A 23,108-nucleotide genomic window follows, 5' to 3' on the forward strand; every position below is an offset into this window, starting at 1 on the left:
TGCCCATCGAGGCGATGGTGTCTCGCCTTTCAGGGCTCACCCAGGCAGATGTCCTTGAAGGCACCTTCCCCGGGAAGGCAGCCACGGATGTAGGAGACCTCGCAGGACGTCACGTCCAGGTTGGCGTGGAGGTCGGCGGTCGCCGGAACGTCGATCGTGACGTTCAGCAGGTCGCCGCGGAAGAACGTGCCATCGTTCTCCACCACCACGACTTTGGGCTTGCAGCCCAGCCACTCGACGTAGGACGAGGGCTCCCCCCGGGCCGAGGTGTACTGGAGCAGCCCGGGAATGGTGCGGACCTTGAGAGGCTGGGTTCCGCTGCAGGTCGGGTTGCCGCTGCTGCAGGTATGCCGCACCGAGAGGCGCCAGGGCTCCTGGGCCTTGTTCAGCTTGGCGAGCAGCTCGCTGTCTCCCTCGAAGTAGTCCTGCTCGTACCCGTTCTCGTACGGAATGTAGGTCTGCCCCGGACCCATGCTCTGCGGGCGCTGAGCGCAGACCGAGCAGGTGACCTCCAGGTTCGAGAGGATGGAGCTGCTCTTGATCCCGATTCGCCACTCGGCGCTCGCCGGGAAGCCCGCCTGGCGGAACCCCGGCTCCTTGATCGTCGGGATCGACTGGTAGTTCCCGGAAGGCACCGGGATGACCTCGAGCATGCCGCTGCGGGAGAAGCTTTCGCCCGCGAACTCGTCCACATCCTCCGTGCCGTACTTGTTTCCCGGCCCGCCCGGAGGCGCGATCGGGGATCCGATCGGCGTGCAGCCGCCGTCGTCACCGCGCTTGTCGAGCACGGTGTCGCGGCCGACGCATTCGTGTTCCTTCACCATCGCCCCCGCGAAAGCCTGGGCGGGCAGCAGGGCCATCGCCGCCAGCGCCGCGAGGAACGTCGTTGCGCGCTTCATGATTCTCTTCTCCTTGCTGAGTGCGATCCTCTGGAACTCGTGCCGCTTCATCGCTGCACCCGCCGATCAGAGGCCGGTCTCGCCCGGAAGGGGCGTCCCGATGTAGCCGAGGGCCGCAGAGTCCTGCGACGCACGGACGCGATGTCGCGTCGTCGACGGAATCTTGAGCTGTACGGTGATGAAGTCACGAGCGGCGATGAAGCCGTCGTTCTTGACCGTCTTCACGATGCAGTCCTTGCCGATGAAGGCCACGCTCTCGTCGAGGATCTCCTCCGAAACCTCGACGAAGCCCGGATCGGGGAGCTGGTCCTCCGGATACACCGGATGATGGACGTGCTGCAGGGTCGGATTCAGGATGTCCACCAGCGAGCGGTCCTCGCAAGGGCAGCGCGACGGGCCGTTGCCCTGGGGAGCCGGGAGCTGGAGGTTGCCGCGATGATGGACCACGCGGATCAGCACCGGATGCTCCGGGCCGTGATGGTCCCAGAACTCGCGCAGCGCGATCGTGGCGTCCTGGCCCAGCGCGTCGTCCTCTTCCTGCGGCCGGCGCACGTCGAGGCAGATCTGGACCTGGATGTCCGACACCACCGGCCGCTCGAGCCCCATCGTCCACTGGTAGTCGGCCGCAAAGCCGCGCTGGCCGGTGACGATGTCGGTCGGGACGTTCTGGTACACGGGGAAGCCGTTCACCGAGCTCGCGCCGGGCACCAGGAGCGCGCCAGCCGTCTTGAACGCCTCCTTCACCTGGCTCCCGGTCTTGTAGAAGTCGGTGCCGCCGGCACCCGTGCAGCCCACCCGGATCGCATCGGTCCCGCCGTCCTGGAGCAGCTCCGGGACCTCGTCCTGGAGGCAACGCCTCGGGTCGAACTGGATGCGGTTCACGGGATCCCCGGCGAAGTCCTCGAAGCACTTGGGGTCGTTGGCCGCGTTGGTGGCCGAGGGATCGCAAGCGCTCGAGTCGGAGCGGCCCGGGGGCGGACCCTCGGCGATCGAGTTGGCCGAGTTCGCGATCCGCGCCACGACCCCGTTGATCCCCTCTTCGAAGGGCGATTCGCCTACGTCGAAGCCCACCTTGTTGCGATTCTCGACGGCACCCACGAACTCCTCTTCGAGGACCGTCTTGCCCGCCAACGCCGTCCCCGCGCCGAGCGTGACGCCGAGCGCCACCGCCAGCAGGGATGCGAAATGCGTCCTCATCACGATCTACCTCCATCCAATCGCCGCCGCAGCGACCTTGCCACCCGGAGGCCCCCGCTGCGCGGACCCTCGCCGCGCTCGAGCTTCCTCCGGCGCCCGGCCTCGAACGCGGCACCACCGTGGCGCGTCGGGCGGACGGAGGAGTTCCTTCGCAAAGCCCGTGCCGGTTTCGCCAGGCATCCGAGTGGATTCCCCTTCGAGTGAGCAGCTCTGCGAATCCAGGGAGTTACGGGCTGCGGCGGCCACCTCGGAGCCAGGCGCGCCCCTGCTTCGAGCCGGCGCGTCCGACGATTCGTGCCGGCCGCTCGGAACGAATCGTCGAAGCAGCCGCTGGCGCGTGCGCTCGCCTCCCGTCACGGCGCCAGGTCCACGTTCATGGTGTCGGCCGCGACGAAGCCCGAAGCACCGCAGTCGCGCGCCTCGAGCCGGAGCGTGTAGCGCCCCGGAAGGTCCGCCCGGAACGTGGTGTCGAGGACGGTCGGGTTGCCGAGAAGGGGCTTGCTGCCCGCCGGCTGGCTCGTGACGCTCCAGAGGATCGCGAGGGGTTGGCTGCCCGCCGGCACGTCGTTCGGATCGGAGGCGCTCGCGTCGATCGCCAGGTTCACATTCACGGCTCCGGCCCGATCCGGGCCCGCGGAGACCACGGGGGGCGCGTTGAGCATCGGGACCGTGACCGCGTTGTTGCCGGGGCTCAGGTCCGGCGGGGCCGCCGGCAGGGGTGGCAGCGCGGGGGTCGGAGCGAGGGAGAGCTGCAGGGTCGATGCGCCGAGGTTCTGCGTCACGCGCCCCCGTAGCGGAGCCTGGAGGGCTCCGACCGGCACGCAGTCGAACTCGAAGCCGTCGAGCGCGGTCGAAGGCGCCGCGAGCGCATAGCGGAAGTTCTCGAAGCCCTTCGAGATGCCGAGGTCCTTGGCCCCGGCCAGATCGGCGAGGTTCTGGAACTCGACCTGGACGTCGACCACGTCCCCCACCTCGCGATGGCACGCTTCCTCGGAGCTCCCGGGCTCGAAGAACCGTACGCGCGTGATGGCGAGATCGGGGCTCCCGAGGCCGCGGCCGCTGCCGACGCAGAACCGTCCCTCCGCGGTGCTGGCGCCCTGCGGGAAGAGGTTGTTGCCCTCGTCGAGCTCGTGGATCGCGCCGCCGGTGCCGGGCGGGTTGCCGGGCTGACTGCCGGTGCTGTCCACGAGCGCCCGGAAGTCGTGCAGTCCCGGCGGCAGCAGGAGCGGCCCTCCACCCGCCACGCAGTCGCCACCCTCCGCAACGAACTGCGAGAACGCGAGGGCCACGGACTCGCCGGGGTCGAAGCGCTCGCCGGGCGGAATCACGACCTCGGCACAGGAGCGGCTGGTCGGCGGAAAGGGCCCGAAGGGGCCGGGGACGGGCGGGAAGACGCCCGCGTAGTCGATGAAGACGTCGCTCCAGAAGCTGGCGACGGCCGACGCATCGCCGACGTTCGCGACCTCGAAATGGAAGGAGATCGGGTCGAACTGCGAAGGGGCGGCCGGCTGGATGATCGGCACCGCGCTCGGACGCGGCACGAGATCCGCGGCGACCGGTGGGCACTGCGCCACGTACAGGGCCGGCGCCTGGCCCGGCACGTTGTCGGCAAAGGTCTCGTCGGCGAGGCGGTGGAAGGGGTCGACGACGGCCGACCACTCCTGGATCGTCTCGACGGGCTCGGTCGCGAAGACGGGGCCGACCTCGACGATCAACGCATGGCCGCCGGCGGACTCGGTCGTCGCGCAGGTGATCCCGGGCGCCGAGAAGCCCTCGGGGCAGACGACCGAGCAGGCATCCGCGGGACGGGGCGGCGGGTTGGCGAAGAGGCCGTCCCCGTCTCCGTCGACGTCCTCGGGTCCCGGGAAGGAGCCGCCGAAGGGCGGCGCATCGAAGTCCCAGGCGGTGGCGTCCTCTCGCATCCAGAGACAGACCTCGAAGGGAACCGTGGGGGGCTGCGCGAGACCGACGACCGTGCGCAGGCGGACCTCGGCCGGACCGTCGAAGGCACCGTTCAGGTTGCAGTCCACGTCGCCGGCAAACTCGTCTGGGAAGGGATCGCCGGGGAAGACGTCGCGGTCCCCGAGCGCCGGCTGCGCGGGCAGCGTGCCGAGATCGGTCCGGTAGTCCGCGTTCGCCGGCTCGAGCCGGATCAGGCCGACCGCCGCCCGCAGGAGCACGAGGGCGTCGGCGGCGTTCACGAGCCCGTCGGGGGTCGGCTTCCACTGCGCGAGACCGCCGCCGGGTGCGGGCAAGGGAACACCCGGCGCCACGTCGATCGACCAGTCCCCCAGGCCGCAGCCGATGGAGCTCACCAGGGAAAGCGCCCGGCGCAGGGCGATCAACGCATCGGCGACCGTGACGCGTCCGTCCCGCTGCGCGGGACACCAGGCCGACCCTGCGGCGGTCCCCGGTGCCACGTCTCCGGGCTGGGCACGCGCGACGGAGGCGACTCCACCGAGCAGCAGGGACAGCAGCAGCCACGAGAGCAAACGCTTCATCTCGATTTCCTCACGGACCCGTCACCGACGGGGTCCCTTCAGCCCCGCTTCCCTCCGAGCTCGCTCTCGATCAGACGACGGAACACGTCGATCGGCTCCGCACCGAACACCGGCTTGCCGTTGACGAAGTAGGCCGGCGTGCCCTGCACGCCAGCGTCGCGACCGGCCGCCAGGTCCGCCTCGACGAGGGCGCGATACCGCTCCGAGGCCAGGCAGGTCTCGAAGGCGGCGAGATCGAGACCGACCGCGCCGGCCAGCTCCCGGAGCTTCTCGTCGCTCAGCGCGTCCTGGTGCTCGAAGAGCAGATCGTGGTAGGGCCAGAAGCGACCCTGCTCGTTGGCGCACATCGACGCCTGGGCGGCGGGCATCGCCTCGGCGTGGGAGCTCAGCGGGAAGTGGCGATAGACGAGGCGGAGCTTGCCGGGGTACTCCTCGAACAGCGCCTCCATCGGCTCGCGCATGCTCCGGCAGTAGGGGCACTGGAAGTCGGAGAACTCGACGATCGTCACCGGTGCCTGCGCGTCTCCGCGCGCCGGCGCCTGCTCTCCCCCCGCCACCGCGACCACGGGGAGCACCGGCTGGGGCAGATCGATCTCGACGCCGGCCTCGTTGCGCAGCCGCGCGAGCAAGGCGTTCTTCAGCTCCTCGCGCTTCTGTCCGACCCGCACCTTCCGGAGCTCGTCGTGGACCTCGTCGAAGGGCCGGCCGATCCGTTCCTCGTACTGCTGGTAGAGCGCCCGGAGGTCCTCCTCGCTCACGAGCTCGGCGGGCTCGCCGACCTCCTTGCGCATGAGCTCGGTCGGCGTGATCCCCTGCCGCTTCGCCTCTTCCGTGATCACACGCGCGTCGACCAGGAAGCTCAGGCGCCGTTCCTTGGCGGCGTGCATCTGGTTGGCATGATCGATCTCGGCCTTGAACAGCTCGCTGTGCATCTCCTCCTCGAGCTCTGCCTCGGTGAGCTGCCAGCCCTCCATGCGCGCCACGACCCGGTCCCCCTTCCCGTCGTGGATGCCGTGCTGGCAACCGGTGGCGAGCAGGCCGGTGGCGAGGATCGCCACGAGACACGCGGGAGCGAGGCAATGCGCGAGGGGGCTTCGGGAACGGTTGGGTCGGTCCATGGCAACGGGCTCCTCCACGATGGGACGGGTTCGTTCAGCAGGGGTCGATCGACCGATCCAGGTTCACCTGGATGCAGCGTCGGTTGTTGGTGTCGTCGAGCTCGGGAATCTGGTGATCGGGATCGAGATCGAGCTCGATCCGCGCGGGCATCGCGAGCAGCGGCAGGAGGTCGCTCTCCAGGAACCCCTGCGCGCCCACCACGAAGCAGGGCAGGTCCGACGAGAGCTCCTGGGGCTGGGCGCCGAAGACCGAGATCCGGAGCCGGGCGAAGGCGGCCGGCTGGGGGAAGCCGCCGGCGAAGGGCACCACGTCGCGGGTGCCGGCGTTCGAGAACCCCGCGCTCACGCGGAAGCTGCTGCCGGCAAAGCTCGGGACGATGGCGTCGGCGCGCAGGTCGACGAGATCGCCGGGCTCGGCCGGGCCGCTCCCGATGCACAGCGGGAGCGGTGGGCTCACGTTGTTCGACTCGTTGATCTCGGCGACGTCGCCGATCGCCACGGGCGGCCCGCAGGTCTCGAGCCCCCCATCGACCGTGGCCCAGAGCACGTGGGGGCCGGGAGCGACGCCACTGCCGAGACCGGTCGGCAGCGAGACGACGATTTCGCCGCCACCCGGCACCGGCGTCTCCACCTGCGAGAACAACGGCGCGCAGGCGCCGGGCTCCGGGGGGACGGGGGGATCGAAGAACACGTCGAGCGCGAAGGGCACCTGGACGGGTGCCGTTCCCTGGTTCCGGATCGTCACCTCGAGCGTGAACGGCTCGCCGGGGAGGGGGACCGGAGGTCTGACACCGATCGCTCCGAAGGTCGGGAAGACGAGATCGGGCTGGGGCGGCGGCGGCGGCGCCACGAGCAGGGAGCCCGCGAGGACGTTGTTGCCCTCGTCGGATTCCGGGATCTGGTCGCCGTCGTCGAGCACCAGCCAGAAGGATCGGAATCCCGTGTCGGCGGGTACCGTCAGGTCGACGCCCACCTGCCGCGACTCGCCGGCCGCGAAGCCCTCGAGCGGGGAACAGGCGAGCGGCGCCGGCGCCGGCACCGCGAGGGGATCCGTCGGGTAGGCGCAGAGCAGAGCCGGGCCGCTGGCGGCGTTGCGCGAGACCGCCTGCGCGAGCAGCGTGCTGCCGATGCCGGCCAGGAGCGGGAAGTCGGCGGCGAAGAGCCCGCCCTCGAAGTGGAGATCGGGCGCTGCGGTGATGCGCACGAGTCCGAGCGAGGCGCGCAGCAGCACCAGCGCGTCGCTCGCGTCGACGACGCCCTCGCCACCGGCCACGAACAGCGGCGGATCGGCGCTCGCGTCGAAGGCCGCTGGCGGAGCCACGTCCACACCCTCGTCGCCGATCGTGACGCCATCGCACGCGAAGCCGCTCACGAGGCCGACAGCGCGGCGCAGGACCAGCAGCGCGTCGGCGACGTCCGTACCGTTGCCTCCCCCCGGACACACGAGCGGCGGCTGGGCAGCGTCCGGCACCACGGGTGCCACGTCCCAGGGCTCCACGGCGCCGGCTTCCAGCGCCCGCGCCACGAGGCCCGCGGCGAGGAACAGGCCGACCAGGAGCCGAGCGGCTCCGCGCCCTCCCGACCACAGCCCAGCCTGTCCCTGCACCCTGTGCAATCGCACTCCATCCCCGCCCCTGCCCGGGCGGCGGATCAAGGCCGCGGGACCACCCGCACCTCGATGCTCTTCTCGTTGTTGTCCTCTCCTCCGTCGCTGCCCTCGTCGATCTCGTGGTACGGGTCGGCCACGGCCCGCACCGTCCAGCCTCCCCCGACGTTGAAGGACAGCGGAATGCCGGGCAGCACGAACGACGCGCCCGCGGCCAGGAAGCGCAGATCGAGGGAGCGGCGCTCCGGCTCGGCGGTATTCGCGAAACCCGGCAGCGGCGCGTCCGGCCCGAAGCTCAGGTCGACCGAGAAGGGGACGGCCGTGTCCGCGGTCCCGCGGTTGGCGACCCGCACGCGGATCACCGCCCGATCGCCCAGGGTCGCCGACGGGGGATCGAGCTCGAGCGACTCGATGACCAGATCCGCACGACCCGACTGCTCGGCGCTGCCGACCGCCACGATCGCCGGGCCGGTCACGTTGTTGGAGCGGTCGAGGTCGTTCGTCTCTTCGTCCGTATCGACCTGCGCGTGCACGCCGACCAGGCGCGGCTTGTCGAAGAGCAGCCGCATGGGAACCTCGAAGCGTTCGCCCGGGCCCAGGGGCGGCACGCGCACCCGATGCTGTCCGGGCAGGCGCGGCTGGGGCCCGATCTCGTCGTTCACGTAGAAGTCGAGCGCAACCGGCCCGGTGGTCGCGGCCGTCCCGCGGTTCTCGACCGAGGCCACCACGCGGAAGTCGCGCCCGGCGCCGGGCGAGGCCGGATCGAAACGCAGCTCGCCGAGCGCCAGATCGGGTTGCGGCGGCCGGGGCGCCGCGACGGTCAGCGCCGAGAGGATGACGTTGTTGTCGCGGGTCTCCTCCTCGACCTGGTCGTCGGGATCGAGCACGAAGTACCACTGGAGCTCGCCGGGCTGCTCGGGAGCCTGCCAGGGGAGGGAGGAGGTGTGTGTCGCACCGGCAGCGATCGGATCCTCGAGCCGCCCCGCGAAGATCGGAGCCTCGGGCTCGGCAACGCGGGGATCGGAGGCATAGGCGACCACGTCGACGCCGCCCGGAAAGTCGCCGGCCCCGGCATTCGCGACGACGAACAGCAGGTGCGCCGAGGCGCCCGGCGCCGGGAACATCGGGTCCGCGGACACGAAGCTCGCGAAGCGGAGATCCGGGCGCGGCGCTCCGACCTTGCGACCCGTCTCCCGCAGGCCGACGAAGAGCAGCAGGGCCAGGACCGCCGTCGTCGCCGCCCCCAGGATCGCCCACCGGGTTCCGCTCATGGTGCCTCCGCTCGTCCTGCCACAGGGTTCTGCGTCTTCTCTTGCGCCGACTGCCGGAGCTGCTCGAGCCTCCGGACCCGCTCGCTCTCGACGAGGTTCGCGCGGAAGGCCTCGAGGTCGATCGCATCGATCACGCCGTTGCGTACCAGATCGAAGGTGTCGTCGTAGCCTTCGCGGCCCGCGCGCAATCCGAGCCGCTCGATCAGGGCCTGGCGATCGCGTGCGCCCTGCGTGCCGTCACCGTCGAGGTCGACGTCGACACGCGGGTACACCGGCAGCGGATGGCGCTCGAGCAGCCCGAAGGCCGCGAGCTCGACCGACGCCGGCAGGGAGCGTCGCTCGACGACCAGGCGAACGGAGAGGCCGTTCCCATCGGGCTCGATCCCTTCGACGCGTACGCCCGCGCCGGCCACCTGGAGCGTGGCGGGCGCGAGCGACAGCGCCTCGATGGAACGCCAGGCCCGGACGCGGAGCCGGATCCGCGGCGAGGGTCCGTCCGCCAGCACGGCGCGGGGCTCGAACTGGACCTGCAGGCGATGGCCCGCGGCGCGTGCGGCGAGGTCCTCCGCGCGGCGCTCCGGATCGAGCGGTCGCCCATCGGCATCGAAGCGCGGGGCGCCCTCGCCGGAGGCCGATGCCTCCGCGTCGGCCTCCGGCGCCTTCTCGCCCTCCGGGTCCTCGCGCGGGGCCGCGGCGCGCTCGTCCTCCGCCGGGACCTCGGTCGGCTCGGGTGCGGCCTCCGGGTCCGCCCCGAGCGCCACCCGCGCAGAGGCGGTCTGGACATCGATCGGGGTGCCCGTGAGATCGGTCACGCGCGCCTCCAGCTCGAGATCGACGGAGCCGGATGCCGCCTGGACGGGGAAGCGAAGCCGCGCGAGCTGTCCTTCCCCCGACACCCCGCTCGGCACGAGCACGGCCAGCCGATACGAGCCTGGCTCCGCCGTGTGGTCGAGGGCCATCCCGTGTCGGGCGAGGACGCCGCGCTCGCGCGTCGGCGCGGCGAGCCGCTCCGGATCGAAGCGCACGATCAGGTCGAAGCTTCCGGCGTCGTGCAGATCACTCGCGAGTACGTCGACGACGATCGCCGACGACTCGACGGTCACCGCCTCGAGGCGCAGCTCGCTGGCCCGCGCGGAGGGCGCGCTCCACCCCGCCAGGACCAGCAGCGTCGAGAGGACCCATCCGGGACGGTGACGAAGCCATGCGCGCACGCTTTCCCCCTACGGCCACACGCGCTCGGCGCACAGGCCGTGGCGCTGGATCTTGTAACGGAGTGCGCGCTCGCTGATCCCGAGCCGCTCCGCGGCTCGCGTCCGGTTGGCCCCGGTGAGCGCCAGCGCCCGGGTGATCAGCTCGCGCTCGAGGGCCGTCACGCGCGGCTGCAGGCGGAGATCGTCCTCGCCCGCAGGGGTCGCCGGGGCGCTCGGCTCGGGGGGCACCACGCGCAGCTCGTCCGGGAGATCCTCGAGCCGCAGGGTCGGGCCGGCGCCCATCACCACGGCCCGCTCGACCACGTTCTCGAGCTCGCGGACGTTGCCGGGCCAGGACCAGGCCCGAAGCCGCGCCAGGGCCTCGTGCTCGATGTCGTCGATCGGGCGGTCGTTGGCCGGGCCGTAGCGGTCGACGAAGCGCCGCACGAGCGGCTCCAGGTCTCCGGTCCGCTCGCGCAGCGGCGGCAGATCGATGCGCACCACGTTGAGGCGGTAGTAGAGATCCTCGCGAAAGCGGCCCTGGTCGACGAGCTCGCGCAGATCCTCGTTGCAGGTCGCCACCACCCGGGCGTGGGTCCGGATCAGCTCCGAGCCGCCGATGCGCGTGAACTCGCGCTCCTGCAGGACCCGCAGCAGATCCACCTGGGTCCGCTCGTCGAGTGTCGCCACCTCGTCGAGCAACACGGTCCCACGGTCCGCGATCTCGAACTTGCCCTTCTGGGTCCGGCTGGCGCCCGTGAAGGATCCCTTCTCGTGGCCGAAGAGCTCGCTCTCGAGCAGGGAGCCGGGGAGCGCCGAGCAGTGGATCGCGACGAAGGGGAACGCCCGGCGCCGGCCACAGCGATGGATCGCTCGCGCCACGAGCTCCTTGCCCGTGCCGCTCTCGCCCTGGATCAGCACGGTCGCCGCGGCGGACGCGATGCGCCGCACCGTCTCGAAGACGGCCTGCATCCCCTTGCCGGTGCCGACGATGCCGGCGAACCCGTCCTCCTGCTCCATCTCGCTGCCGGCGTCGCGCTCGCCCAGGCGAGCGAGCGCCCGGTCGAGGACCGTCAGCAGGTCCTCGCTCCGCACGGGTTTGGCCAGGTAGTCGAAGGCGCCACAGCGCATCGTCTCGACGGCCACCTGCACGCTCGGGTAGCCGCTCGTCACGATGAGGAGCGCGCGCGGCGCCACCTGCCCGAGCGACTCGAGCAGGGCGAGCCCGGAGACTCCGGGGAGATCCGGATCGACGAGCACGATCTCCGGGGGGTCGCTCGCCGCCAGGCGCAGGGCCTCCTCGCTGGTCGCCGCACACACGGGAACCACACCGTGACGCTGCAGGAGGGAGAGCAGCCCGAGGCGAACCCCCTCCTCGTGGTCGACGACGAGGACGCGACAGCTCTCCCGGGTCACGGCGCGGCCTCCGCGGCCGGGATCTCGAGGGTCACCTCGGTTCCCGCCCCGGGCGCGCTGGCGGTCGCAACCTCGCCGCCGTGACGCCGCAGCATCCGGCGTGCGAGCACGAGGCCGAGCTCGGCGGCCGGCGTTCCCGCGGCGCCGGGTTCCTGGGGGCGAGCGGAGTGGCCCGCCGCGACGCTGCCACCGCTATCCCTCACCACCAGGTGGATGCGTCCGCTCGCGGCCCGACTCGACACCAGCAGCTCGCCCCCCTGCCCCATCGCCTCGACGCTGCCCAGGATCACGTTGAGGAGCGCCTGGCGGAGCACGACGCTGCCGATCGCGGCAGGCGGAAGGGCCGGCTGCAGATCCCACGACAGCTTCACGTTCGCCGTCTCGAGCTGTCGCTCCAGGAAGCGAAGGACCTCCCCCACGGTCGCGTTGAGGTCGCAGGGGCCCGGGGCCTCGTCGACCCGGCGGAAGTCCGAGAGCTGCTCGACGTAGAGGCCGATGCGCTCGACGGCGCCACGCAGCAGCAGGATCTGCTCGCGACGCGGGTCGGGGGCGGGCGTGTCCTCGAGCAGGACGTGGACCAGATGGTGCATGGCCTGCAGCGGATTGGTGACCTCGTGGGCCACGTTCGCGACCAGGCGCCCCGAGGTGGCCAGGGGCTCCCACTGGGTCAACTGCTCGACGAGGCGATCGCGATCGGCGGAGAGACGCTCGAGCTCGCGAACCCGCACCGGGTCACGGGAGCCGAAGCCCCAGGCCACTGCGACGACGACACCGTTCAGGAGCAGCAGAGCGCCCGCGAGCGTGAACACGACCGCCTGGGGAGCAACCGGCAGCTCGCTCTCGAAGCCGAGCCATCCGCCCGCCGCGAGACCGGCCAGCAGCGCCCAGACCAGCACGAGCCCGTCGGCGATCAGGAAGGCGGTCGTCAGGCCGAGCGTGCCGGCGGCAACGACCAGGAGGGGCGCGTAGGCAGCGAGCTGGAGGCCGGGACGCGGGCCGGCCAGCCAGACGAGGCCGGCCGTCACGGCGGCGAACGCGAGGCCACACGCGAGCGGCACCCCGGCGTGTGAGCGCGTGCGAGCGATCCACCCGATCGCGACGGCAGCGATCCCCGACGAGAGGGAGGCAGCGGCGAGCTCCGGCACCGGTGCGCCGCGCGCCGTTGCGGTCGCGATCGTCGCCAGGAGCACGAGCACGCCGAGCCCCGCGAGCTGTCTTCCCGCCTCGTGCCCGGCGGCGTCGAGCGAACCATCCATCGAAGTCCGACCTCGGCGTCCTCGCGCCGCCCCTCAGAACCCGCCCCGCTGCTCGACCAACCCGAAGCCCCGTCTTCGAAGCCTTCCCCTCGGTCCCCGAAGCCCCCTCTTTGGTTCCAGACCCCCCTCTTCGGTCCGCTCCTCATCCCTCCGAGAACAGGATCGGAACCGCTCTTGTAACACAGTTCGACGAGAGCGCGTGGACTTTCGAACCTCCTCCCGTCGGTGACGCCTTCAACGCTCAGGGGGAGGGATCGACGACGATGGAATCGCAGGCGAGTGTCAGCGCGGGGACCGGTACCGCCATCGGATCGGTCCCGGAGGCGACGATCCGACCCGAGAAAGCGTCACAGGTCGCCACCAGTCCGGGCTCGAGGGTGAGCGGAAGCCGTAACACGCGGCCCGGACCGTGGAATCCGACCGCGCTGATCAAGGCGATCTGGACCGATCCTCCGGGGAAGGACGCGAATGCGAATCCGTTTCCGACACCACCCTGCGGGGGGCCAAGGATCTCGATCGCGACGCCGTCGGCAACGGCGACCGGGCTCATGCCCTCGGGCAGGTCGATCGAGACCGTGAGCGAGCCGATCGGACCGACGTCGCCGATCGCGAGGAGCAGCGACACCTGACCGGGACGGGCCGCGGTCGCGACGGCGCGGCTGGCGAACGCGCTCCCGGCGATCCGCGCGGAGACGTCGAAGGGACCACCGTGCAGGGGACCCTCGAGAGCCACCTCGGCGCGCCCGGCGAGCGTGCTCGCCCACGCCGCGGACGGAACGCCCGCGCTCGCTTCGAAGAAGACGCGGGTGCCATCGGCTGCGGCATCTCCGTCCGCCTCCCGCACCGTCGCCACGAGCCGTGCGGCGCCGGCGGTCGCGACCGGAAGGAGTCGCGGTTCGATCGACAAATCGATCGCCACCGGCGTGTCGGTCGCGGGCGCCACCGCAAGCGGGAGATCGGTGACGGCGGCGCCCGCCCGGATCCGGAGCCACGCGGGGGCGGCCAGGTCGACGGAACCCGGGGGCTGCCACGCGAAGCTGGCGAGGCCCCCGATGGTGCCGACACCTGCGGGGATCACGGCCCCGTCGCTCGCGCGGGCCGACACCGGAACCCCATCCGGGACGGGATCACCCGAGGGGTCGCTGATCCTCGCGGTGACCCCGGCGGGCGCAAGGCCCGGGACCAGCGCGAGCACTCCGGTCGCGAGCTCCGCGCGGGCCGGCTCCGCGTCGCTCGCGAGGACGGGGATGGCCAGCGCTGCCGCTCCGAAGCGTACGAGCGCGACCCCCGGCGTCGCTGCGGTCAGCACGGTCGCCACCTCCCGGGCTCCCCCGCCATCGAAGGCGCCGTCGCCGTCACGATCGAGATCGCCCGGCCCCGGGAAATCGCCGAAGGGCGCGAGGTTCAGATCGGGCGCGGCGCTCGTCGGCTCGCGCTCGACGAGCGTCTGGCCGTCGAGCAGGCCTCCCGTGACCGTGATGGAGACGGGCCCGGGGGCCAGCGACATGCCTGCGACGAGGGGCTCGAAGCGCGCGAGCACCGGGACGCCGGGGCCGCCGGCGACGACGGCCGGGGCGGCCGCGCGCAGGCTCGCGCGGCCGGCAGCGCTGCCGGCCGCGACGATCTCGAGCACGGCCGCCGCTTCCATCCCACCGGCACTCGCCGTGAGGACCACGAGACCGGGCTCGAGCGGCGCCGCGAAGGGAACGACGGCGATCCCCGCCACGGCCGTCGCGTCGGAGCCCTCCGGGAAGCCGCCCGCGCCGGCTTCGAAGGACACGGGCGTCCCGTCCGCGATCCGGCCGACACGCTCGTCCGCCGGGGCGAGGATCGCGACGACTCGCACGGGGGTCGGTGTCCCCGCTGCGACGACGGCCGGATCGGCGTGGAGCGCGATGCGCCCGACCTCGTCCGCTCCGTTCCGCACTGCGACCCGGGTCTGCGTCGCGGCGCTCGTGCCGGGTACGCTGGCCCGCACGGTGGCGACCCCCGGCTCGGGACCGGGCGTGAAGAGCGTGCGGAGGCGGCCGAGTCGGGTCGTCCCCGCCACCGCCCGAAGCATCCCGAGATCGGTGGAGAGTGCCACGGGCGTGCCGTCCGCAATCTCCGCGCCCGGCGCGCGAGGCAGGACCTCGATCTCGACGAGGCCCTCCGGCTCGCTTCCGCGCGCGAAGGCTCCCGGCGTCACGGTGATCCGCAGCGCTGCCGGCCACGCTGGATCCGGGTCGACACGGACCGCCACCACAGTGGTGTCGCCGGATGCCGCGGGATCCGTCACGCGGAGCTCGAAGCGCAGGGTCAGCGCAGCGCCCGTCTCGGGCGCCACGAAACGGGCGACCGGACCCGCCGGATCGTCGAGTGTCACGGAGGGTCCGGCGAGCTGCCGCCAGGCGAAGCGCAGCGGGTCGCCGTCGGGGTCGCTCGACGCCAACCCGTCGAGGACGACCGTTCGGCCCTCGAGCACCGTGCCGGGAGCGCTCGCACCGGCGACGGGCGCCTCGTTGATCGGCAGGGCCGTGAACTCGATCGTGGCCGATCCACCCGCCCCTTCGTCGTCGCGCGCCGCCAGCGCGAAGCGGAACACGGTGGGTGCCTGCAGCGAGGGCACCGTGAAGCCGACGCCGCCTTCGCCGGCGGCGAGGAGCGAAATCGCCGGTCCGGCCTCCTGCGACCAGGCCAGCACGACGGGATCCAGGTTCGGATCCTGCACCACGCCCGAGAGCCGGACGAACACCCCTTCGCTGGGGCTGGCCGGCTCGACCCGCAGGCCGCTCACGACGGGCGGATCGTTGAGCGGTTCGATGCGGATGCGGACCGAATCGGTCGCGCTCGTGAGCCCGTCGGGATCCTGGACCCGCAGCTCGAAGACCAGCTCGGTCTCCACCGCCACGTCGGGCGCCTGGAAGCTGGGCACGGCCCCGCCGCCGGCGAGGGCGACCTCGGGCCCTGCCGTCTGCTCCCAGAGGAAGAGCAGGGGATCGTCGTTCGGGTCCGTCCCCGCGCCCGCCAGGGAAGCGCCCGTGCCCTCGAGGAGGATCTGGTCCGGGCCCGCATCCGACACGGGTGGACCGTTCACGACGATCGGCAGTCGGGCGACATCGTCGTCCGGCGCGAGATCGACTCCCGTTGGCTGCACCTGCACCTGCAGGAGCGCCGGGCCTGCCGCCGATCCGCCCGCGAACGCGACGTCGACGGTCACGGCGGCGCCCGGAGCCAACGAGGTCGCGACCTGCGCCTCGCCAGCGAGCACGGGCGACCCGGTTCCCGAGGCCGCGAGCCGGCTCACGACGATGCGCGCGCCGGGCTCGCTCGGTGCATCCCCGTCGTTCTCGAGCCGGACGCGGATGGAGGCCTCCGCATCCACGACCGGCCGCGCCGGGGTGACCGTCTCGACGGCGAGGCGGAGATTGGGGGGGATCCGTACCAGGCCGAACGCCAGCCGCAGGCACAGGAGCGCGTCGACGGCGTCGATGCTGCCATCGCCGAGCGGCCGGACGAAGAGCTCGTCGATCCGCTCGATCGGTGCCATGTCGACGGCCGCCCGGGTCGGCTCCGCGAGCTCGATGAGCCCGACGGCGGCGCGCAGCACCACGAGTGCATCGCCCGCGTCGACCCGGCCGTCCCCGACCGCCGGGGCGACGTCGCAACGGCCCAGGGCGCGCGCCTCGATCGGAGCCAGCCATCCCGCGGCCAGGACCACACCGAGCACGAGCGCGCGAGGCATCACGAGGCAGCGACCTCCCGGGCGGGAGCGGGCGGCGGTGCGAGGAGCAACGGGAACCGCAGCGCAGGGCCGGCAGGTCGGCGAGGAGCGGGGTCGGCGAGCGTCGGAGGATGCTGTCACCGACCTCCGTCGCCTGTCAACCGGAATCCGGCGCGTCACGCGCCCGTGCCTCGGACGACGGCCCTGCGCGGCTCGGCACCACCAGCAGGCGGCGCTGCCGATCGAGGTCTAGTGTCCCGGCCCAGGAATTCGCCGACATCCGGTCCCCGCTCCGGGCCGCTGGAGACCTCGATGCGCGCGCTCGCTCCCGCCGGTCGTCGATGGGGCTGCCACCTCGCCGCGACCCTGGCATGGCTTGCCTTGCTCGGCCTGCCCCTGCCGGGGGCCGCGGCGACCGAGCCCGAGCTGCGCTTCGCCCTCCACTTCGACGATGCCGAGCTCGCGCAAGTCGTGGCCGCGATTGCAGAAGCGACCGGTTCGTCGTTCCTCTTCGACGAGCGGCTCCGGGGTCGCGTCACCCTGCACGTCCCCCGGCGGGTGGACGCCGAAGAGGCGATCGAGATCCTGAACGTGGCGCTCGAGCTTCGCGGGTTCGTTGCCGTCCCCACCCCGGCCGGCCCGCTGCGCATCGCCCCGCTCGAGGACTCGAAGTCGCTCGCACCGTTGCAGGAGGCGCCGAAGCGAACGGGGGCGTTGGCGATGACGATCCACGATCTCGAGTACGTAGAGCCGGACGCCCTCGTGCCGATCCTGTCTCCGCTGCTGGGCAAGGACGGCCTGGTGGTGCCGCTCCCTTCGCGACCGACGCTGGTGCTCGCGGGGACCGGCGCCGAGCTCCAGCGCCTGCTCCAGATCGTCTCCGCCCTCGATGTGCGGGAGCGGGAGAAGCTGGCGCTCTTCCGCCCGCACCGCCGCAGCGCCGCCGAGCTGCAGCCCGTCCTCGAGGCTGCCCTGGAGCCGCCGCGCGGCGCGCGAGCACCGCGGGTGCTGGCGGTCGATCCTGGCAATGCGCTGCTGGTGATCGGACCGCCGGCGTCCGTCGTGCGGGCCCGTGAGCTGATCGGACGGCTCGATCAGCTGCCGCCCGCGCTCGGCAGCATCGAGGTCGTGCAGCTCGCCTATGCCGACGCCGAGGATCTGGCCGAGACGCTGGCGCAGCTCGAGAGCGGGAATCCGCTCGCCCGTCCCGAGCGGGACGCGGCAACGACCATCCTGCAGGAGCAGTCGTGGTCGGCCGTTCCCTACCCGGCAGGAAATGCCCTGCTCCTCCGTGCCGGCCCCGAGGCCATGCGCGAGCTGATGCGGCTGATCGATCTCCTCGATCGTCCCCCGACCCTGATCCGTGTCGACGCCCAGGTCATCGAGCTGCTGGCCGCGGAGGGACGCGATCTGGCGATCGACGCCCTCTTCACGGGGGGAATCGGATCGGGCAACGACGGCAGCTACGCGATCCAGTCGATCACCAGCGGCTCGGGTGATCTGCTCGCCGGGACGGCGCCCGGACGTGTCTTCGACCTCACCAACGGCGTCTCGCTGGTGCCCGGGCCGGACGGCCAGCCGATCGCCGTCCCCGACCAGCAGGTCGCCGTCCTCGCCGAGGCGCAGGGGATCCATGCCCGGATCCTGCTCGAGCCCCGCTTGACGCTGCTGAACGGGGACGAGGGGGAGATCTCGGTCGGCGACAACCTGCCGATCCCGGTATCGGCGGCTCCTGCCGAAGGCGTCGTCACCGATCCGTTGCAGACCAACGTCCAGATCGAACGCCAGGACGTCGCCACCGTGTTGCGGGTCCGGGCGACGACCAGCCAGGACACGAAGGCCCCGATCCGCCTCGAGCTCAGCGTCGAATCGAACTTCCTGGGCCCATCGCTCGCCGGGGACGTCGACCTGGTCGGCCCGACGATCCGCACGCGGCGCCTCGAGGCCGTGCTGGCCCTCGCGGACGGCGAGCTGCTGCTGGTGGGCGGACGCTCGCTGCCGCTCCGGACACGTCAGGGAACCGGCATCCCCTTCCTGCGGAGCATTCCCGTCCTCGGCTGGGCGGTACGCTCGGAACGGAGTCGCCGCGTCGAGTCGACGCTCGCGATCCTCGTGCGCGCGCAGACGCTGCGCGATCCCGCGCTCGTCGAGGCCGACACGATCCGTTCGCGGTGGGCCTTCCAACGGCATCTCGAACGCCTCGCCCCGCTGCAGGGACGGACGGACGCTCCTTGGGCGGTGCACCTCGGCTCCGGCGGAGCCGGGGAGTGCAACCCGTTGTCGCGTACGATCTCCGCGACGAGCGGACGCCTCCTCGTGGTGCCCCGGGCCGAGCCCGAGGATGCGGTCTGCGACCTCGTGCTGGTCGACTTCGAGACGCTCGGCCAGGCGGCCCGTGCGGCCGAGCGTCTCTCTCGCGAAGGCTGGCACCCGCGCCTCGTCGCCCTCCCGCCCTGATCGCCTCCCGGGCGCGGGGTCCCGAGCGCCGCGCGCGAATCCCCCCGGCCGCCCGCCGGCACGCTCCGCTGGCGCTTCAGATCTCGATCTGCGCGCCGAGCTCGACCACGCGGTTCGGCGGCAGGCCGAAGAACTGCGTCGCCGGGCGCGAGTTGCGCGAGAGATAGGCGAACAGCGCCTTGCGCCAGCGCGCCATCCTCGACGGGCCGCCGGTCAGCAGGGTTTCGCGGCCGAGGAAGTAGGAGGTGTCGTCGAGGTCGACCGCCAGGCCCTCGGCGAGGCACACGGCGAGCAGCCGCGGTACGTGCGGGGTCTGCATGAAGCCGTAGCGCGCCTGGACCCGCCAGAAGCCGTCGCCGACCTCCTCGACCTCGAAGTTGCGGCCGAAGGGAACCGCCGGAACCTGCTCGGTCGTGATCGAGAGCAGCACGACCTGTTCGTGGAGCATCTTGTTGTGCTTCACGTGGTGGAGCAGCACGGGCGGGATGCCGTGGGGGTTGGACGTCATGAAGACGGCGGTCCCCGGGACCCGCGGCAGCCCGTGCGAGCGCACGTCGGCGAGGAACACGTCGACCGGCATCGTGCCGGCGATGAAGTAGCGCGCCAGGTCCTCGCGCCCCTGCCGCCAGGTCGTCATCACGACGACGAGCACGGCGCCGAGCACCAGCGGCACCCAGCCGCCGTGCTCGACCTTGGTCAGGTTCGCGCCCAGGAACGCCGCGTCGACCAGCAGGAAGCCGCTCGCGAGGCTCGCGGCGGCCGGCAGGCTCCAGCCCCAGACGCCGCGCGCCAGCCCGAAGAACAGGATCGAGGTCATCGTCATCGTGCCGGTCACGGCGATCCCGTAGGCGGCCGCGAGCCGGCTCGAGGAGCCGAAGCCCAGCACCAGCGCAAGGCACACGAGCAGGAGGAACCAGTTGATCTCCGGCACGTAGATCTGGCCCTCGGTCTCCCCGGAGGTGTGCACGATCCGCATGCGCGGGAAGAAGCCGAGCTGGATGGCGCTGCGCGTCAGCGAGTAGGCGCCCGAGATCAGCGCCTGGGAGGCGATGATCGCCGCGAGCGTCGCGAGCACGAGCATCGGGTAGAGCCAGAGGCCCGGCGCCAGCGCGTAGAAGGGGTTCGTCACCGCAACGCCGCCCTCGAGCAGGACGGCGCCCTGACCCAGGTAGTTGAGTACCAGCGCCGGCATGACGACGGCGTACCAGGCGGTCCGGATCGGCCGTGCGCCGAAGTGACCCATGTCGGTGTAGAGTGCTTCACTGCCGGTCACCACCAGCACCACCGAGGCGAGCAGCAGGAAGGCGGTGACGCCGTGCTCGGCGAGGAAGCGGATCGCGTGCAGGGGGCTCACCGCCGCGAGCACGCCCGGCTGGCGCAGCGCGGCGATCGCGCCGGCCGTGCCGATCGCCACGAACCACGCGAGCATCACCCAGCCGAACACCGAGCCGATCCGGCCGGTGCCGAAGCGCTGGACCGAGAACAGCCCGATCAGGAGCACGACCGTGATCGGCACGACGGCGTCGCGCAGGGCGGGCGTCGCAATCTCGATGCCCTCGATCGCGCTCAGGATCGAGATCGCCGGCGTGATCGCGCCGTCGCCGTAGAGGAGGCCCGCGCCGATCAGGGCGAGCAGCGGCGCGATGCGCCGCCAGCGGGCACTCTGCGAGTCGCGCTGGAGCGCCAGCAGGGCGAGGATCCCGCCCTCGCCCTCGTTGTCCGCGCGCATGATGAAGGTCAGGTACTTGACGCACACCACCAGCACGAGCGCCCACACCACCAGCGAGAGGACGCCCAGCACGTTGGCCTCGCTGAGCGCGACCCCGTGCGAGCCGTGGAAGCACTCGCGGAGCGCGTAGAGCGGCGAGGTGCCGATGTCGCCGTAGACGACCCCGATCGCGCCGAGCGCGAGCGCCGGGAGGCCGACCTCCGGGGCCGCCGGCGCGCCGGGAGCCGCGGCAACGGCGCGCGGTGGCCCGGCCCCGGTCGGGAGCTCGCGGGTTCCGGAGGACGGATCGGACGCCATCGGAGCGGGAACCGTGACCGGGAACGGGGCGGCTCGCAAGCTCGGGGCTCCCGGGCCGGAGCCCGTCAGTCCGCCGCCATCTCGACCGCCTGGCCCTCGCGCAGCCCCTCGGCCTCGCCCACCACCAGCGCCTCGCCGCCCGAGAGGCCCTTCGCGACCACCACCCGATCGGCGCCCGAGGGGCCGGCCAGCGCGAGGGGCTGGCGCCGCAGCCGGCCCTCCGTCACCACCCAGGCGAAGGGATCGCCTTCGCCCCCGCGCACCGCCGCCCGCGGCGCCAGGACGGCACCCTCCCCCCCGGCGCCCTCACCCGCAGCGGCCGGCTCCGCCTCGGCCAGGAAGGCGACGCGCACGCTCATGTCGGGCCGCAGCCATCCGTCGGGGTCCAGGATCCCGACCTCGACCTTGAGCGTGCCCTTCTGGCGGTTGATCTGGGGATACATCTTCACGACCCGCGCCGCGTAGCGGCGGTCGGGATAGGCGTCGGGCACCACCTCGGCGGCCTGGCCCATCGCGACGCGCGCGAGGTCCGCCTCGTTCACGTCGAGCTCGGCGCGCAGGTCGTCGAGGTTCGCCATCCGGACGAGCTCGCCCGAGCCCTCGAAGCCGCCCGGCACCGCGATCTCGCCCACCTCCTTGAACTTCTCGAGGATCACGCCCGCCGTGGGCGCACGCACGACGGTGTCCTCGAGATCGACCTCGCGGCGCGCGATCTCGGCCTCGAGCCGCGCCGCCTCGGCCTCGGCCACCCGCAGCGCGTTCACGCGCAGGTCGAGGTCGGAGCGCGAGGCGACGTCGCGCTCGACGAGCTCGCGGGTACGCGCGAGCTCCTTGCGCTGGAGCTCGACGTCGGCGCGCGCGCGCAGCAGGCTCGCGCGCGCCTCGCGCAGGGCGGCCTCGTAGGAGCGCGCATCCAGGCGCACCAGCGCCTGCCCCGCCTCGACCCGCTCGCCCTCCTCGACCAGGTACTCCTCGATCCGGCTCGGCACGCGCACGCCGAGCGAGATGTAGCGCTCGCCCGTCACCACGTAGCCCGAGCCGGTGAGCACCTGCGCGGCCGGCGCCGCGCCGCCCTCGCTGCGCTCGGCGTAGGCGACGCGCACGACGGGGGTCCCGCCGAGCACGAGCCGCAGCCCGATGCCGGCCGCGGCGAGGAGCGCGATCCCAAGCGCGGCCCACCGGAGCCGGCGCCCGCGCGGCGGCCGCGCGCGCACCGCGGCCCCGCGATCGATGCGCAGCGACTCGAGCTCCTCGCGCGCGCTCCTCCGCTCCGCCTCCATCGTCTCCCTCACGCCTTGCGCAGCGCCTCGACCGGGCGCAGCCGGGCCGCCCGCGAGGCGGGAAAGAAGCCCCCCACCAGCCCGATCGCCAGCGCCAGCCCGAGCGCCGTCACGAGGTCCCCGGCCCCGACCCGGAGCTGGACGACGTTGGTCGTGAAGGTGGCGGCGCCGAAACCGATCCCGCCGAGGAGCTGCGAGACCACCCGGCCGAGCAGCGCCGCCACCGCCGCGCCCACCGCAAAGCCGGCCAGCGCCACCGCCAGCGCCTCGACGAGGAACGACGTCAGGATCGCGAGGCGCGAGAAGCCGAGCGCGCGCAGGGTCCCGATCTCGGCGCGCCGCGCCTGCACCGCGGCGTAGAGCGTGTTGGTGGCGCCGAAGGCCGCGCCGACGCCGGCCAGCACCGCGAGCCCGATCACGATCAGGTAGAAGACGTTCGCCGACTCCGCCTGCTCGGCGTAGTACTCGCTCTCGGGCCGGGCCTCGAGCGCCCAGCGCGGGTCGTCGTCCACCCGGCGCACGAGCGCGTCGCGGTCGGCGCCGTCGGCCAGGCGCAGGCGCACGCCCGAGTAGGGGACGGGACGCTTGGCGTCGTTGGCGAGCTCGCGCACGTCCACCCAGACCTCGCTCTCGAACGAGGAGCCGCCGGCGTCGAAGCGGCCCACCACCTTCCAGGTGCCGCGCCCGAAGCGGAGCTCGTCGCCCACCCGGGTGCCGACGTAGCGGCCCGCCACCCCGCTGCCGACGATCGCCTCGCCGCTCGAGGGCTCGAACATGCGCCCCTCGACGAGCTCCACCTCGTCGTGCACGCGCAGCGCCACCGGCTCGACGCCGCGCACCAGCACGTTCTCGCGCCCGCCGCCCTCGCGGTGGAAGAAGGGCTGCACGACCAGCTCCGGCGAGGCCAGGGGCTCGTCCTCGGGCCCGCGCGCGACGCCGTCGAAGTAGCGCAGCGCCTGGAAGGCCTCGAGCGGCAGCAGGCTCGAGCCGTCGTTGGTCGAGCCCTTGCGCAGCACGATCAGGTTGCGCGGGTGGCCGGTGCTCACGAGGGTCCGCTTCAGGCTCGAGACGAGCCCCGAGAAGAGCGTCGTGGCCACCACGACCAGCGCCACCACGGCGACCGTGAGCAGCGTGCGCGTGCGGCGCGCCGCCAGGTTCGCGAGCGGGTAGCGGAGCGGGAGGAACACC

14 protein-coding genes are annotated in these 23,108 nt (G+C 72.6%); 1 reads left to right on the plus strand and 13 read right to left on the minus strand.

Annotation, left to right across the window (positions count from 1 at the left end; translation table 11 throughout):
- Positions 1–29: 29 nt before the first annotated feature.
- The 10 genes from OZ948_05420 to OZ948_05465 all read right to left on the minus strand — a co-directional run bounded on the left by OZ948_05420 (position 30) and on the right by OZ948_05465 (position 16,181).
- Positions 30–899, minus strand: a complete 870-nt coding sequence (locus OZ948_05420; GenBank protein ID MEB2344160.1) for a hypothetical protein — start codon at positions 897–899, stop codon at positions 30–32.
- A gap of 66 nt (positions 900–965) precedes the next feature.
- Positions 966–2,096 carry a hypothetical protein gene (locus OZ948_05425; GenBank protein ID MEB2344161.1) on the minus strand — a complete coding sequence of 377 codons (1,131 nt, stop codon included), beginning with the start codon at positions 2,094–2,096 and terminating at the stop codon, positions 966–968.
- Between the two features lie 353 nt (positions 2,097–2,449).
- Complete coding sequence (locus OZ948_05430; protein MEB2344162.1) at positions 2,450–4,597, minus strand: hypothetical protein; 2,148 nt, start codon at positions 4,595–4,597, stop codon at positions 2,450–2,452.
- A 38-nt stretch (positions 4,598–4,635) separates the two neighbouring features.
- Complete coding sequence (locus tag OZ948_05435) at positions 4,636–5,715, minus strand: thioredoxin domain-containing protein (GenBank protein MEB2344163.1); 1,080 nt, start codon at positions 5,713–5,715, stop codon at positions 4,636–4,638.
- Positions 5,716–5,749: 34 nt separating this feature from the next.
- Entirely contained in the window at positions 5,750–7,321 is a 1,572-nt protein-coding gene (locus OZ948_05440) for a hypothetical protein (GenBank protein ID MEB2344164.1), read from the minus strand.
- 44 nt (positions 7,322–7,365) lie between these two features.
- Positions 7,366–8,592: a hypothetical protein gene (locus tag OZ948_05445; protein MEB2344165.1), complete on the minus strand. Its 1,227-nt coding sequence runs from the start codon at positions 8,590–8,592 to the stop codon at positions 7,366–7,368.
- Positions 8,589–9,803: a hypothetical protein gene (locus OZ948_05450; protein MEB2344166.1), complete on the minus strand. Its 1,215-nt coding sequence runs from the start codon at positions 9,801–9,803 to the stop codon at positions 8,589–8,591. Before OZ948_05450 ends, OZ948_05445 begins: the two co-directional genes overlap by 4 nt.
- A 9-nt stretch (positions 9,804–9,812) precedes the next feature.
- Positions 9,813–11,198 (minus strand): sigma-54 dependent transcriptional regulator, encoded by a 1,386-nt coding sequence (locus OZ948_05455; protein ID MEB2344167.1) that lies wholly within the window; start codon positions 11,196–11,198, stop codon positions 9,813–9,815.
- Positions 11,195–12,454, minus strand: a complete 1,260-nt coding sequence (locus OZ948_05460) for an ATP-binding protein (protein ID MEB2344168.1) — start codon at positions 12,452–12,454, stop codon at positions 11,195–11,197. The genes OZ948_05455 and OZ948_05460 overlap by 4 nt, the downstream gene beginning before the upstream one ends.
- A 241-nt stretch (positions 12,455–12,695) precedes the next feature.
- Positions 12,696–16,181, minus strand: coding sequence for a hypothetical protein (locus OZ948_05465; protein ID MEB2344169.1), 3,486 nt, complete (start codon positions 16,179–16,181; stop codon positions 12,696–12,698).
- 288 nt (positions 16,182–16,469) lie between these two features.
- Between OZ948_05465 and OZ948_05470 the strand changes: the two genes are divergently transcribed.
- On the plus strand, positions 16,470–18,614 hold the full coding sequence (locus OZ948_05470) for a hypothetical protein (protein MEB2344170.1): 2,145 nt from the start codon (positions 16,470–16,472) through the stop codon (positions 18,612–18,614).
- Positions 18,615–18,690: 76 nt separating this feature from the next.
- Here OZ948_05470 and OZ948_05475 read toward each other — a convergent pair whose 3' ends face one another.
- From OZ948_05475 to OZ948_05485, 3 genes are all read right to left on the minus strand, one after another.
- Positions 18,691–20,640 carry a potassium transporter Kup gene (locus tag OZ948_05475; GenBank protein MEB2344171.1) on the minus strand — a complete coding sequence of 650 codons (1,950 nt, stop codon included), beginning with the start codon at positions 20,638–20,640 and terminating at the stop codon, positions 18,691–18,693.
- A 65-nt stretch (positions 20,641–20,705) separates the two neighbouring features.
- Positions 20,706–21,932 (minus strand): efflux RND transporter periplasmic adaptor subunit, encoded by a 1,227-nt coding sequence (locus OZ948_05480; protein ID MEB2344172.1) that lies wholly within the window; start codon positions 21,930–21,932, stop codon positions 20,706–20,708.
- On the minus strand, positions 21,929–23,107 hold the full coding sequence (locus OZ948_05485; GenBank protein ID MEB2344173.1) for an ABC transporter permease: 1,179 nt from the start codon (positions 23,105–23,107) through the stop codon (positions 21,929–21,931). The genes OZ948_05480 and OZ948_05485 overlap by 4 nt, the downstream gene beginning before the upstream one ends.
- Position 23,108: the final 1 nt, after the last annotated feature.

Source organism: Deltaproteobacteria bacterium (genome assembly GCA_035063765.1).
Lineage (GTDB): Bacteria > Myxococcota_A > UBA9160 > UBA9160 > PR03 > CAADGG01.

Bases quoted from the DNA above. Each gene is read 5' to 3' on its own strand.
- OZ948_05420 (MEB2344160.1), bottom strand. From the start codon at position 899: ATGAAGCGCGCAACGACGTTCCTCGCGGCGCTGGCGGCGATGGCCCTG.
- OZ948_05425 (MEB2344161.1), bottom strand. From the start codon at position 2,096: ATGAGGACGCATTTCGCATCCCTGCTGGCGGTGGCGCTCGGCGTCACG.
- OZ948_05430 (MEB2344162.1), bottom strand. From the start codon at position 4,597: ATGAAGCGTTTGCTCTCGTGGCTGCTGCTGTCCCTGCTGCTCGGTGGA.
- OZ948_05435 (MEB2344163.1), bottom strand. From the start codon at position 5,715: ATGGACCGACCCAACCGTTCCCGAAGCCCCCTCGCGCATTGCCTCGCT.
- OZ948_05445 (MEB2344165.1), bottom strand. From the start codon at position 8,592: ATGAGCGGAACCCGGTGGGCGATCCTGGGGGCGGCGACGACGGCGGTC.
- OZ948_05460 (MEB2344168.1), bottom strand. From the start codon at position 12,454: ATGGATGGTTCGCTCGACGCCGCCGGGCACGAGGCGGGAAGACAGCTC.
- OZ948_05470 (MEB2344170.1), top strand. From the start codon at position 16,470: ATGCGCGCGCTCGCTCCCGCCGGTCGTCGATGGGGCTGCCACCTCGCC.
- OZ948_05475 (MEB2344171.1), bottom strand. From the start codon at position 20,640: ATGGCGTCCGATCCGTCCTCCGGAACCCGCGAGCTCCCGACCGGGGCC.